Source organism: Janthinobacterium sp. SUN176, assembly GCF_030587335.1.
Lineage (GTDB): Bacteria > Pseudomonadota > Gammaproteobacteria > Burkholderiales > Burkholderiaceae_D > Janthinobacterium > Janthinobacterium kumbetense.
The window spans coordinates 1431978-1444600 of record NZ_JAPWIA010000001.1; the positions used below are offsets into that span (position 1 = coordinate 1431978).

Below are 12623 nucleotides of genomic sequence, written 5' to 3' on the forward strand. Positions count from 1 at the left end.
CCATGCGTGTCGGTATCTTGTCCTACCCGATGCTGTTCCAGCGCGACGGCGGCTTGCAGATCCAGGTACGCGAAACCATTGCCGCGCTGAACCGGCTGCCCCAGCTGCCGGCCCGTCCCCTGGCCGTGCAGCTGGTCGACGCCAACCATCAGCGGCTGGCCGATTTCGACGTGCTGCACGTGTTTTCGGCGAGCAATGGTACCTACCGCATCATGGAAATGGCCAGCGAGCAAGGCGTGCCCGTGGTGCTGTCGCCGCTGCTGTCACCGGGCTGGGGCCGGGCCAGCGCCTGGCGCGCGCGGCTGGCCGACCGGCTGGCGGGGCGCCTGACGGAATGGATGGTGCAGACGAGCTATGCGCAGACGCGGCGCGCCCTGCAGCTGGCCGACGTGGTGATCGCCCTGGGCGAGGCCGAGCGCGACGCCATCGTGCACGGTTTCGGCATGCCGGCGCAAGCCATCCGCGTATTGCCGAACGGGATCAACCCGCATTTCTTCACGGCCAATGGCGACCTGTTCTTGCGCGAGACGGGCATCGCGGGGCCGTTCGTGCTGATGGTGGGCAGCATTTCGCCGTATAAAAACCAGCTGGGGCTAGCCCAGGCGCTGGCGGGCGCCGGCTTGCCCCTGGTGCTGATCGGCGCCGCGCCGCGCGAACAGCAAGCGTATCTGCAGCAATTGCTGGACTTGCCGCACGTCAGCTGGCTGGGCGCACTCGACCACGCCGACCCGCTGCTGGCCAGCGCCTACCATGCGGCGGCCGTGGCGGCCTTGCCCAGCCAGGGCGAAGTGTTTCCCTTGAGCGTGCTCGAAGCGCTGGCGGCCGGCACGCCCGTCGTCATGACGGCGCAAAGCGCGCTGGACTTGCCCGATTCCGCGTTTGCGCTGCGCAAGGTGCGCTGGGACGATGGCGCCGCGCAGCGCCAGGCCATCCTCGCATTGCTGGCGCTGCCCCCCGGACGCGCCCGCGTGCAAGCGCTGGTGGAACGTTTTACGTGGGAACGGGTGGCGGCGCAGATCGCCGAGTGTTATTACCAGGCGCAGTCGCTGCCGGCCAGGAGGCAACATGCTGTTTAATTCCTTCGCCTTCCTGTTCGGCTATCTGCCCATCGTGCTGGCCGGCTATTTCCTGCTGGACCGCTGGGCCACCGCCGGCGCCTCCGCCAGCTGGCGCCGCCTGGCACCGGCCGCTTGGCTGGCCGGCGCATCGCTGTTCTTCTATGCCTGGTGGGACGTGCGCTATTTGCCGCTGCTGCTGGCATCCATCTGCGTCAATTATGGCGCCGGGCGCCTGATCGGCGCGCGCGCAGGCGCGGCCCGCAAGCGCGTGCTGCTGGCGGCGCTGGCCCTGAACCTGGGCTTGCTCGCCTACTATAAATATGCGAACTTCTTCATCGACAGCGTGAATGCCGTCGCCGGGCTTGCCGGTGCTGGCGCTGGCAGCCTGCCGTGGTCCGGCCTCGACATCATCCTGCCGATCGGCATCTCGTTCTTTACCTTCACGCAGATCGCCTTCCTCGTCGATTGCCACCGGGGCGAGGTGCGCGAATACCGCTTCATCCATTACGTGCTGTTCGTCAGCTACTTTCCGCACCTGATCGCCGGGCCCGTGCTGCACCACCGCGACATGATGCCGCAATTCGCCGACCCGGCCAACGCCCACCCGCGCGCGGCCAATTTCGCCATCGGCCTGTCGATTTTTACGATTGGCCTGGCAAAAAAAGTGCTGATCGCCGACAACCTGTCGCCGCTGGCCATCCCCGTCTTCGCGGCCGGCGCCACGCCCACCCTGATCGAAGCGTGGATCGGCGTGCTGGCCTACACTTTCCAGCTGTACTTCGACTTTTCCGGCTATTCCGACATGGCCATCGGCCTGTCGCGCCTGTTCGGCGTGAAATTGCCGCTGAACTTCAATTCGCCGTACAAGGCGGCCAATATCGCCGACTTTTGGCGCCGCTGGCACATGACCTTGTCGCGTTTCTTGCGCGACTATCTGTATATTCCCCTGGGCGGCAGCCGGCGCGGCGAGGTCATGCGCTACCGCAACCTGATGCTGACCATGCTGCTGGGCGGCCTGTGGCACGGCGCCGGCTGGACTTTCGTCATCTGGGGCGGCTTGCACGGCCTGTACCTGGTGCTGCAGCAGGCGTGGCAGCGCGTGTTCGGCGCGGCGCGGGCGTACCGCTGGCTGCGCTGGTGGCCGATGTGGTGGTCAAGTCTGTTGACCTTTCTTGCCGTCATGCTGGCCTGGATCTTTTTCCGCGCGCCCGACGTGGCCACGGCCTGGGATATCGCGGGCGCGCTGGTGGGCGCGAACGGCGTGAGCCTGCCGCGCGGCCTGGCCAGCCATGGGGTCAGCCTGGCGCAGTGGGGGCTGCATCCCGCGTTCGACGGCATCCGCTGGATCGAACTGGCGGGGCCGGGCTTGCCCGTGCTGCTGGCGGCGATGCTGCTGGCCTTCAAGGCGCCGAATACGCAAGAAATATTCTTTCTCTACGAGCCCGCCATTGAAGGAATCTTTCAGCCGGCAGGGCGCTGGGCCTTCAGCTGGCGCCCCACGCGCCGCTGGAGCGTGGGCTTTGCCGCGCTGTTCATCGCCTGCATCTTCGGCATGAACCGGGTCACCGAATTTCTCTACTTCCAGTTCTGAGCATGGACACCGCCGCCCGCCGCTACCTCACCGGCTTTTTCGCCTGCGTCGGCCTGGTGCTGGGCGCCGTCTCCTTGCTCAATTACCAGGTCGATCCCTATCTGCTGCACCAGTGGGACAGTCCCTTGCTGCAGCGCCCGCGCCAGCTCAATGAAAAGCTCGGCGCCTGGGCCAAGACCTACGCCGTGGCGCGCTACCGTCCCGCCGTCATCTACATCGGCAATTCGCGCACGGAACTGGGCTTGCCGACGGGCGTGCGCGCCTTGTTCGACGGCAAGAGCGTCTTCAACAGCGCCGTGTCCGGCGCCTCGATCGGCGACGCCATCCGCCTGGCCGAGCATGCGGCCAGGGTCAGCCGCGTCGAGACCATGGTGTGGGGCGTCGACGCGCCCACTTTTTCCCTGGACATGGGCGCGGCGCGGGTGGAAGACAGCCTGACGGGCGCCGAGCACGGCTTTTTCGCCCGGCGCGCCCTGGTCAACCTGAAGCGGGGCCTGACCCTGGACATGACGGAAGACAGCGTGCGCATCCTCACGGGCAAGGCCGGCGACGTCTGCCGCTCCAACCTGGCCCTGTACGGGCAGCGCGACGAGACGTGCACCCGCAAGGGCATGCGGCACTGGCTGGGAACGAAGGACGCCATTCCCGTGCGGCTGCAGGAATTCGGCGACGGACTGGGGCCGACGCCGCCCTCGACACTGGCGCTCGACGCCAGCATCGGCAAGCTGTGCCGCAGTGGCCTGCGCTTGCGCCTGTACATCAACCCCACGCACGCGCTGACCTTGTACGCGCTGCACTGGCGCGGCAAGTGGGATGCCATGCAAGCCTGGCAGCGGGGACTGGTGCAGCTCGTCGAGCGCCGCCGCCTGCACGGCTGCGACGTGCGCCTGCATGATTTTTCCGGCTTTAACAGCATCACGACGGAAGCGACCCCGCTCGTCAGCGGCAAGCCCGACATGCATTATTACTGGGAAGTGTCGCACTACCGGGACAACGTGGGCCGTTTGATCCTGGCGCGCCTGTTCGGCGGCGACACGCCGCCGCCGGCCGATTTCGGCGTGGAGCTGACGCAGGCCAACGTCGACGACCACCAGGAGGCCATGCGCGCGGCGCGCGACCGCTATGGCATGGAACACGCGCGCGAGGCGGCCTATGCGCGGCGGGTGCTGGACGGGCCGCTGATCCGGCGCTGAACGCCATTTCTCTACTCATGTTGCTACTTCCCGTGCCGACCATGGATACCACCGCCCGCCGCTACCTCGCCATCTTCTTCGCCTGCGTGCTGGCCGCGCTGGCCCTCGTGTCCGCCGTCAATTACCACGTCGATCCATATCTGTTGCACCAGTGGGACAGCCCGCTGCTGCAGCGATTGCGGCCGACGACCGAAAAGCTCAGCGTGTGGGGCAAGACGTATGCCGTGGCGCGCTACCGGCCGGCCGTCGTCTACATCGGCAATTCGCGCACGGAAATGGGCTTGCCGACGCATCGCGTGCGCACCTTGTTCGCAGGCAAGAGCGTCTTCAACAGCGCCGTGTCGGGCGCCTCCATCGGCGAAGCCATGCGCCTGGCCGAGCATGCGGCCAGGGTCAGCCATGTCGACACCATGGTGTGGGGCATCGACGCTCCCTCGTTCTCGCTGGAACTGGGGTCGGCCGGCGTGGAACCGGGCCTGACGGACCCCGGCCCCGCGTTTTTCGCGCGGCGCGCCTTGCTCAACATCAAGCGCGGCCTGACTGTCGACATGACGCGCGACACCTGGCGCATCCTCAGCGGCAGCTATGACGGCGTGTGCCTGTCCAGCCTGGCCTTGCACGGCCAGCGCGACGAATCCTGCCTCACCAGCCGCAACCGTACCTGGACCGGCACGGCGCGCGCTTTCACGCCGCGCCTGCAGGAATTCAGCGACGGCCTGGGACCCACGGCGCCCGCGCTGCACGCCTTCGATGCAAGCGTGGGGAAACTGTGCCGCGGCGGCACGCGCTTGCGCCTGTACATCAATCCCACGCATGCGCTCACGCTCGACGCCCTGTACTGGCGCGGCAAGTGGGCTGCCATGGAAGCGTGGCAGCGCGACCTGACGAACATGGCCGGACGCTACCGGCGCCAGGGCTGCGACGTGCGCCTGCTGGATTTTTCCGGCTTTAACAGCATCACCAGCGAGCCGATCCCCCAAGTGACGGGCGCGCGCGAGATGCGCTATTACTGGGAAGCGTCGCACTACCGCGACAATGTGGGCCGCTTCATCCTGGCGCGCCTGTTCGGCGGCCCGGCGCCGCCGCCGGCGGACTTCGGCGTGGAACTGACGCAGGCCAGCATCGACGCCCACCAGGCGGCCATGCGCACCGCGCGCGAGCGCTACCACGCGCAGCACGCCGAGGAAACGGCCTACCTGCGCCACGCGCTGACCTTGCCCCGCGAACCCAAATAGGCGGCCGACGGCGCCAGCCGTACGGCGTGGGGCAGGGCGCTTGCGCTATGATAATGTTTTGCCATCCAGCAAGTTCCAGGACTCCCCATGAAAATCGCCTTCTTTGCCAGCCAGCCCTACGACCGCCGTTTCTTCGACGAAGCCTTGCCGGCCCAGCCCGATTCCGCCGGCATCGAACTGGTCTACCACAGCGCCTTGCTGAGCCAGGAAACCGTGGTCCTGGCGCAAGGGGCCGACGCCGTGTGCGTCTTCGTCAACGATGTGCTCGATGCACCCGTGCTGGAAGCCTTGCACGGCTACGGCGTGCGCGCCATCCTGCTGCGCTGCGCCGGCTACAACAATCTCGACCTGGAAGCGGCCAGGCGCCTGGGCCTGTTCGTCGCGCGCGTGCCCGCGTATTCGCCGGAAGCCGTGGCCGAATACACCCTGGCCCTCGTGCAAACCCTGAACCGCCACACGCACCGCGCCTACGCCCGCGTGCGCGAAGGCAATTTCTCGCTGGACGGCTTGCTGGGCTCCACCCTGCACGGTAAAACGGTCGGCATCGTCGGCACGGGCAAAATCGGGCTGGCCACGGCGCGCATTTTCAAGGGTTTCGGCTGCACGGTGCTGGGCCACGACCCGTATCCGGCGCCCGCGTTCGCGGACCTGGGCACGATGGTGGAACTGCCGCGGCTGCTGGCCGAGTCCGACATCGTCTCGCTGCATTGCCCGCTGATGGAGAGCACGCGCCACATGATCAGCGAAGCAACCTTGCCGCTGATGAAGAAGGGCGCCATGCTGGTGAATACGTCGCGTGGCGGCCTGATCGACACGGGCGCCGTCATCGAGGCGCTCAAGTCGCGCCAGCTGGGCTCCCTGGCCATCGACGTGTACGAGCAGGAAAGCAATCTGTTCTTCCAGGACCGCTCGTCCGACATCATCGACGACGACATCTTCCAGCGATTGATGACCTTCCCGAACGTGCTGGTGACGGGCCACCAGGGCTTCTTCACCATGGAAGCGCTGCGCGAGATCGCCGCCATCACGTATCACAACCTGGCGTGCTTCCGCCAGGGCAAGGCGTGCGAAAACAGCGTATTAGCCAGCTGACACCTGTTTTTTAGGCTTGGGCGGCGGCTTGGGTTTCGGCAGCGGCAAGGCGTCCGCCGTGCGCCGCGCCAGCTGGCTCAGCCAGTCGCGCTCGTCCCACAGCCCGCCATCGATGAGGAAATACGGCTTGGCTTGCGGATAGGGCGACGCTTCCTGCAGCGTGCCTTGCGCGCCGATCCAGGCGCGGCCCGCGTCCGTCGGCTTGATGAACAGCTGGTCGTCGGCGACGATGGCGAACATCTTGCCGTCGCAATACAGACCATACTCGCCAAACATTTTTTTCGCGCTGATGCTGCCCGCGCCCGCCAGCTGGTCGAGCAAAAAATCCACCGTGCCTTGCTGTGATGCCATGTCGTCCTCCGTGTGAAAGAACAGTGTAGCGCACTGGCCAGGATGGGCCGCGGCGGCTACACTGTCGCCATTATTTATTTTGCATTAGCTATTTTGCCATGACACCCCAGCATCTTGTTCACCGCGGCATCCGCATCGCCACCCTGGCCGCCGGCGATGCCATCGAATCCCATTGCGCACCGGGCCAGACGGCCATCCGCGAGCAGGGCGACGGCTGGTGGCTGTACTTTGTCGACGAGGATGGCAAGGTCGACGGTTATGACAGCCCGTTCGCCAGCCACGCCGAAGCGCTGTGGGCGGCCAAGGCCGCAGCCGAGTTCAGCGCGCAATGAAGGCCAGTCCCTGGGCTTTCCTGGGCTTGACGCAAGCGCCCGTGCCGGAAGCGGAAAGCGCGGACTACGGCGCCTGCCGCGCCGAGCTGCATGGCAAGCGCCTGGTCTTGCGTGTGGCCAAAACCACGCCGACGAAGATCGGCCAGTTCGTCACCGTCTGGAAGCGCCTCCATCCCGACGCCGACATCGCCCCGCTGGATGAAGCGGACCCCGTCGACATCGTCATCATCGCCGTGGCTGACGACGTTGGCGCGCGGCACGGCTTTTTCATCTTCCCGCGCAGCGAGCTGATCGAGCGCGGCGTGATGTCGCGCGCCGCCCAGGGCGGCAAGCGCGCGCTGCGCGTGTATCCGCCGTGGTGCGCGCCGGAGTCCATCCAGGCGCAGCGCACGCAGCGCTGGCAGGCGGCGTGGTTTGTGACGGCGGGGGAGCAGCAAAGGCTGGAACAGCTGCTCGGGCCGTGATTGTTTCCATTCACCTTAGAATTTATCTGCGCCTTGCCGCTGTGATATAAGGGATTGAGAAATCTCTTTTTATCAGGGTGGTAATAAAATCTTTGCTGAGGTATGGTAATCGTCCGCTGGCGGCCAGGAGCGGGCAGTTGTGTGCGTTTGTTCCCTCCTATAAAGAGACCTTTGCCATCATTGCTCCTACATGCCCACATCACAACTTACTAGATATGCTGGATCACGATGCTTATGAATTGGATGAAAGAGGACTACCAAGTTTCTACTGACGACGGATTGTTACAGCTCGACGTGATATATGAGAATCTCAGCCGCAGCACTTGGGCTCGTGGAATTGACGAGGAGACCGTGGCTAACGCGGTCAAGAATAGTCTCAATTTTGGTCTGTACCATAGAGGCCGGCAGATCGGATATGCCCGGTTAATTACCGATTACGCTACTTTTGCCTACATGGCGGACGTTTTCGTGATTGAAGAATATCGTGGCAAGGGACTTGGTCGCTGGCTTGTCGAGTGCATGCTCAGCTATCCTGGCGTCGACCGCTACCGGCGACTGCTTCTAGCGACTACGACTGCCGATTGGTTGTATGAGAAGCTTGGCTTCTCAACGCCGGAAAATCCCAAATTATTCTTGCAGATTAACCGACCAGCCATCTACGAGAAGTAGACAAGGATCGATGACCGGCAGCCCCACGGTCTTTTACGCGGTCTTTCAATTTCTGGGCCAGCTGGATCAGCTACAAGTCAGGTTGCGACATGGAGTATTCGTTTTTACGCTTGATCATTGCGGCTGGCTTGGCTTGTTCAGTCATGGGCATGGCTGCTATTCAACAGATGCGCCTTGCTCGCCCGCTCCGTAAAGCGACGTACTTTCTGCTGAAATTGGCGGCGTTGATCTGGCTGGTGAGCGGCCCATTTGTCGGAACATTCTACAGTCACGGATTCGATGTGGCGTGGTACATGTTTGGTGCCGCCGTGAGTCTGGCCGGATGTGTCGTTGCCGGCATTGTGCTGCTTGCGTGGGCGGCTTTCACACGGAAAAGGCCAAGTTGAATGTGGAATTTTTTTAAGCGTAAAAATACGCCAGAATTGCCTATCCCGCCTCAGATTGTGGCGCAGGTTGAAGGTGAGACAGGTCAAAACAGGTCTGCAGAAAAAAATAAAATATCCTTCTTGTGCGCTGAAAAAATTCTTGCGTGTTTTGAACATTCCCAGGGACTTCTGACACCTGACAGCGAGAGTGAACTCGACTCGCCGCGGGTACGCCAACAACTCTACAAAATTCTGCTGGAGCGGCCACTCGCGCCATACTCCACGCTAATTCGACAAGTCTTCGAGAAGGAAGTGCAGTATAGAATTGCGCTTTGGGATGGGACAATTAAGGATGATGGTGATTCTTACGAAGGAATTTATCGTTGTGCCTTCTTGCTTTATCGTCTAGGCAGCACAAGCGATATCCATAGCCTTTGGGTAGCAAAGCATATCAATATGGATGTCGGAACATCAATGGGCGTGGAATTTTTTATTGGGGCGGGATTTCAAGCGACAGTTTCATATTTGGCAGAATCGAACTTGCAGGATGCGGATGAAATATCCTCTTACGTAGCTGGCTGGTTCGATCAGGACGATTCAGAAAAATGGCAAAAGCACTGGGAGCTAAGTATGGTGCAGAGTATTTCAAGTACCGGCGATTCGTGAAGGCCCACAACGGCACAGAACCTGCCAACGGCGGCAAGCAGCCGGAATTCGGCACGCCAGCAAACGCGGGCCGCAACTCATCCGGGAAAATGACCGTCCATGACTGATATTTGACGGCCTGTCGCAATCCCGCATGGCGGCAGGGTGCGCTGACGTATCGTCAACGTTTCCTTCCTGGCATCCGTCCATCACCGTTGAAAGAATCGTTTATGCGAGCTCATCCCCTGGCACTGGTCCTTCCCCTGTTGTTTGCAAGTGGCGCCCGGGCGGACGCATTGGACGACATCGTCAAGGCCGAAATGACGATGCGGCAAATCCCCGGACTGTCGCTGGCCATCATCGAGAACGGCAAGATTGTCAGGGCGCAAGGGTACGGTGTCACGGAGAAGGGCGGCAAGACGCCGGTCGGCCCGCACACGCTGTTCCAGGCCGGTTCGGTCAGCAAGCCGGTAGCCGCGCTGGGGGCGCTGCACCTGGTAGAGCAGGGCAAGCTTGGCCTTGACGAAGACGTCAATCCCCGGCTGCTCACGTGGAAGCTGCCGGACAGCGCCCTGACGGCTGAACAGAAGGTGACCTTGCGCAGGCTGCTCAGCCATAACGCGGGGCTGACCGTGCACGGCTTCCCCGGCTACGCCAGCAATGCGCCGCTACCCACCGTGGTCCAGGTGCTGAACGGCGAGCAACCGGCGAATACGGCGCCCATCCGCGTTGATATGGTTCCAGGCAGCAAGGTGCGTTACTCCGGTGGCGGCTATACCGTCATGCAACAAATGGTGGCCGACGTGAGCGGCCAGGCGTATCCCGACTACATGCGCGACGCGGTCCTCACGCCCTTGGGCATGCAGGAGAGCTCCTATGTGCAACCGCCGCCAGCCGAGCGCGCGCGCCTGAATGCCAGCGGCCACCTTGCCGACCGCAGCCTGGTGGCGGGACGCTGGCATGTGTATCCGGAAATGGCGGCGGCCGGTTTATGGACCAACGCGTCGGACCTGGCGCGCTTCGCCATCGGCGTGCAGCAATCGCTGGCGGGCACGTCGAATCCGGTCATCTCGGCAGCCTTGACGCAACAGATGCTGACCCCGCAGATAGAGAACGCGGGCCTGGGCGTCTTCCTGCACGGCAGCGGCAGCGCGCAACGCTTCTCGCACGGCGGGCGTGACGAAGGCTTCGATACCTTGCTGACGGCATTTTCCCGCACGGGCCAGGGCGCCGTGATCATGATTAACGCGAATGACAATTCCCGCATGATGGACCGCCTGACCGACGCCATCGGCCGCGCCTATCGCTGGCCGGATGCCGATTACGCCGTCTTGCGCAAACACCGAGTCATCAAGATCGATGCCAGGGCGCTCAGCCGCTACACGGGCCGCTACGAGTTGGCGAACAACACGATAGGCACCTTCGATATGCAGGGGGGCCGGCTGCGCAGCATTTACGATGGCTTGCCGGACGAAACTTTCGTGCCTGCCGGCGCGCACCGATTCCATTCGACGTCGCGCAATTGCGAACTGGCGTTCGCCGTCGATGCACAAGGCGAGGTGACAGGCGTCGTCGTGACGACCAAGGACAAAGCCAGCACGGCGCCGCGCATCGGCCCGCTGATGCACACCTTGAAAGCGCGCCCCGACCCCAAGCCTGCGCGTACCCGGAGTGTGCAGGCATTGCTGGCCGACATTGCGCGTGGCGGCAGCGCCCTGGCCAATTCGGACTTTGCGACATCTGGCATCAAGAGCAACTTTGGCACGCAGGCGATTGGCGAACTCGCCAATGTGAAGTCGCTGACTTTTTTGCATGAGCAAGCTGTCGCTGGCCGCGCGATCGAACGGCATGGCAGCAAGGTGGACAGCGTCCTTGCCTACCACGTCAGCGGCATCCAGCCGGAGCGCACGCTGCTGGCTTACCTGACGGCGGACGGCTTGTTTGCCGACTTCGATCTGGTGGACGACTGAACGCTGCGGTGGAGCACGGCGTTTCCCTGGAAATAAACAACTGACCGACAATTTCCCATGAAAAATTCCGATACGGACAACAAGACGCTGCTGCCGCTAAAAACAGCGGCGTTTTCTTTCTTGCTGATGGCATCCGCCTTCGTGCATGCCCAGGCTGGCGATCATGCCCATGCGGAAAAGGCCGATGATTACTCCGCCAGGATTGACAAGCTGATACAGGCGACCAGTCCAAGAAGTTTTAATGGCGTCATTCTCATCACGAAAAATGGGCAAACAAAATACTCAAAAGCCCATGGCTATGCGGATTTTGAAAACAGGATACCGTTAAGGCTGGACGATAATTTCAGGATCATGTCGAACAGCAAGCAAATGACGGCCGTGCTGATTTTAAGGGAAGTTGAAAAAGGCAAGATAGACTTGCACAGTCCCGTGAGACGATACTTGCCCGATTTGCCGCAAGCCTGGGCCGATCAAGTGACGGTGCATCAATTGCTCAACTTTTCGGCGGGAATCACTGAAATCGACCGGCCGCTGAGCTTCAAGCCGGGAACGGATTTTCTGTATGGCGTGACAACGTATACCATGCTGGGTCAAATTTTTGAAAAAGTCAGCGGCAAAACGTATATCGAGGCAGCAAATGACTTGTTCAAGGAACTGGGAATGAAAAACAGTTTTTGCTATGAGGAAGATAAGAATAATAAGGTCATCAATGGCTATGTGAACACGGAAAATGTCTTCGCGCTGAAGGCGCATCCCGTGCAGGGAAAAGACTGGATTGGCTTCATCCCGGCCGGCGGTATTGTTTCAAATGCAAAAGATTTGACGATCTGGGATGAAAATCTGCATCGGGGAAGAATGTTAAAACCAGAAACCTATCAGCGGATGACGAGTTACGACATATCCAGCCAGCATGTCGCTTTTGGCGATGGGAAGAACGGTTATGGCTACGGCGTTTATGTGAGCGATACGACGCCCATCAAATATATAGGCCACGCGGGAAAAGGCCTGGGCTTTGCATCGATTAAAGTGTATTTTCCTGAAAAAGATGTCGATGTGGTCGTGTTGGAAAATCAATATAGCGAGGATAGCGGCCTTCATTACTATTTTGAAATAAAAATAAGGGAAATAGTAATGAATAGCAATCTTTTAAGATAGAAGGCCCGATTTGCTTCAGGAATATATGGAAGAACACCGCATCTGCGCGATTTGCAGTTTATGTGGTTCGTCCAGCGCCACTGTTTGCGCCAGCTGTGGCCTCGCTTTCGCCAGCATGGCCCGCTTGTCGCGCCGGATGAAGTCATCGACAATATGGCATGCCAATCAAGATATCGCCTAAAAAAATCCTGCTGTGCCTGCTCATCCTCAGCCCGGCCTGGTATGTCGCCGCATGCTGCGTGTTTTCCAACAGCCGCAAGGCGGCGTTCTATCAAATCCAGACGGGCGATACGCGGCAAGCGGTGCTTGACCGCTTCGGCGCGCCGACGCATGTGGAGCGTGCGGGAGTCTCTTTCAAACAGTATTCCACCACGCCATGCGCCGCGCCTTGCGTCGAGCGGCTGTGGTTCGAGAACCGCCTGAACACGGAACTGGAGGTGTGGTCCTTAGAACTGGACCGGCATGGTCGCGTGGTGGGGAAGAATTATCTGATGTCGTCGTAG

At 61.6% G+C, this 12623-nt stretch carries 14 protein-coding genes; 13 read left to right on the plus strand and 1 reads right to left on the minus strand.

The genetic code is table 11. The features are described 5' to 3' along the window. Positions 1 to 2 precede the first annotated feature (2 nt). The 5 genes from O3299_RS06370 (at position 3) to O3299_RS06390 (ending at position 6169) form a co-directional block, all read left to right on the plus strand. The gene (locus O3299_RS06370; protein WP_289898014.1) at positions 3 to 1076 is read left to right on the plus strand and encodes a glycosyltransferase family 4 protein; all 1074 of its coding nucleotides are present in this window, start codon (positions 3 to 5) and stop codon (positions 1074 to 1076) included. Next, positions 1066 to 2649: an MBOAT family protein gene (locus O3299_RS06375; protein WP_305061814.1), complete on the plus strand. Its 1584-nt coding sequence runs from the start codon at positions 1066 to 1068 to the stop codon at positions 2647 to 2649. The genes O3299_RS06370 and O3299_RS06375 overlap by 11 nt, the downstream gene beginning before the upstream one ends. A gap of 2 nt (positions 2650 to 2651) precedes the next feature. Next, a complete protein-coding gene (locus O3299_RS06380; RefSeq protein WP_305061815.1) occupies positions 2652 to 3842 on the plus strand; it encodes a hypothetical protein in 1191 nt (396 codons plus the stop codon). Positions 3843 to 3883: 41 nt separating this feature from the next. After that, positions 3884 to 5077, plus strand: coding sequence for a hypothetical protein (locus tag O3299_RS06385; protein ID WP_305061816.1), 1194 nt, complete (start codon positions 3884 to 3886; stop codon positions 5075 to 5077). Between the two features lie 87 nt (positions 5078 to 5164). Then, positions 5165 to 6169, plus strand: coding sequence for a 2-hydroxyacid dehydrogenase (locus O3299_RS06390; RefSeq protein WP_305061817.1), 1005 nt, complete (start codon positions 5165 to 5167; stop codon positions 6167 to 6169). On the opposite strand, the gene O3299_RS06395 is transcribed toward O3299_RS06390, so the two are convergent. Then, a complete protein-coding gene (locus O3299_RS06395) occupies positions 6158 to 6520 on the minus strand; it encodes a TfoX/Sxy family protein (RefSeq protein WP_305061818.1) in 363 nt (120 codons plus the stop codon). The two genes, O3299_RS06390 and O3299_RS06395, sit on opposite strands and share 12 nt — an antisense overlap. A 98-nt stretch (positions 6521 to 6618) precedes the next feature. Between O3299_RS06395 and O3299_RS06400 the strand changes: the two genes are divergently transcribed. The 8 genes from O3299_RS06400 to O3299_RS06435 all read left to right on the plus strand — a co-directional run bounded on the left by O3299_RS06400 (position 6619) and on the right by O3299_RS06435 (position 12623). Continuing rightward, positions 6619 to 6852, plus strand: a complete 234-nt coding sequence (locus O3299_RS06400; protein ID WP_099668077.1) for a hypothetical protein — start codon at positions 6619 to 6621, stop codon at positions 6850 to 6852. Further along, positions 6849 to 7316 (plus strand): MepB family protein, encoded by a 468-nt coding sequence (locus O3299_RS06405; protein ID WP_305061819.1) that lies wholly within the window; start codon positions 6849 to 6851, stop codon positions 7314 to 7316. Before O3299_RS06400 ends, O3299_RS06405 begins: the two co-directional genes overlap by 4 nt. A 243-nt stretch (positions 7317 to 7559) precedes the next feature. Next, positions 7560 to 7985 (plus strand): GNAT family N-acetyltransferase, encoded by a 426-nt coding sequence (locus O3299_RS06410; RefSeq protein ID WP_305061820.1) that lies wholly within the window; start codon positions 7560 to 7562, stop codon positions 7983 to 7985. An 89-nt stretch (positions 7986 to 8074) separates the two neighbouring features. After that, the gene (locus tag O3299_RS06415) at positions 8075 to 8371 is read left to right on the plus strand and encodes a hypothetical protein (RefSeq protein ID WP_305061821.1); all 297 of its coding nucleotides are present in this window, start codon (positions 8075 to 8077) and stop codon (positions 8369 to 8371) included. Further along, positions 8372 to 9016: a hypothetical protein gene (locus O3299_RS06420; protein WP_305061822.1), complete on the plus strand. Its 645-nt coding sequence runs from the start codon at positions 8372 to 8374 to the stop codon at positions 9014 to 9016. It begins immediately after the preceding gene. A 275-nt stretch (positions 9017 to 9291) separates the two neighbouring features. Beyond that, positions 9292 to 10965, plus strand: coding sequence for a serine hydrolase (locus O3299_RS06425; RefSeq protein ID WP_305061823.1), 1674 nt, complete (start codon positions 9292 to 9294; stop codon positions 10963 to 10965). A gap of 57 nt (positions 10966 to 11022) precedes the next feature. After that, positions 11023 to 12120, plus strand: coding sequence for a serine hydrolase (locus O3299_RS06430; RefSeq protein WP_305061824.1), 1098 nt, complete (start codon positions 11023 to 11025; stop codon positions 12118 to 12120). A 158-nt stretch (positions 12121 to 12278) separates the two neighbouring features. After that, entirely contained in the window at positions 12279 to 12623 is a 345-nt protein-coding gene (locus O3299_RS06435) for a hypothetical protein (RefSeq protein ID WP_099668072.1), read from the plus strand.

Coding starts and splice junctions, on each gene's coding strand:
- O3299_RS06370 (WP_289898014.1), top strand. CDS start 3: ATGCGTGTCGGTATCTTGTCCTACCCGATGCTGTTCCAGCGCGACGGC.
- O3299_RS06375 (WP_305061814.1), top strand. CDS start 1,066: ATGCTGTTTAATTCCTTCGCCTTCCTGTTCGGCTATCTGCCCATCGTG.
- O3299_RS06380 (WP_305061815.1), top strand. CDS start 2,652: ATGGACACCGCCGCCCGCCGCTACCTCACCGGCTTTTTCGCCTGCGTC.
- O3299_RS06385 (WP_305061816.1), top strand. CDS start 3,884: ATGGATACCACCGCCCGCCGCTACCTCGCCATCTTCTTCGCCTGCGTG.
- O3299_RS06390 (WP_305061817.1), top strand. CDS start 5,165: ATGAAAATCGCCTTCTTTGCCAGCCAGCCCTACGACCGCCGTTTCTTC.
- O3299_RS06395 (WP_305061818.1), bottom strand. CDS start 6,520: ATGGCATCACAGCAAGGCACGGTGGATTTTTTGCTCGACCAGCTGGCG.
- O3299_RS06400 (WP_099668077.1), top strand. CDS start 6,619: ATGACACCCCAGCATCTTGTTCACCGCGGCATCCGCATCGCCACCCTG.
- O3299_RS06405 (WP_305061819.1), top strand. CDS start 6,849: ATGAAGGCCAGTCCCTGGGCTTTCCTGGGCTTGACGCAAGCGCCCGTG.
- O3299_RS06410 (WP_305061820.1), top strand. CDS start 7,560: ATGAAAGAGGACTACCAAGTTTCTACTGACGACGGATTGTTACAGCTC.
- O3299_RS06415 (WP_305061821.1), top strand. CDS start 8,075: ATGGAGTATTCGTTTTTACGCTTGATCATTGCGGCTGGCTTGGCTTGT.
- O3299_RS06420 (WP_305061822.1), top strand. CDS start 8,372: ATGTGGAATTTTTTTAAGCGTAAAAATACGCCAGAATTGCCTATCCCG.
- O3299_RS06430 (WP_305061824.1), top strand. CDS start 11,023: ATGAAAAATTCCGATACGGACAACAAGACGCTGCTGCCGCTAAAAACA.
- O3299_RS06435 (WP_099668072.1), top strand. CDS start 12,279: ATGCCAATCAAGATATCGCCTAAAAAAATCCTGCTGTGCCTGCTCATC.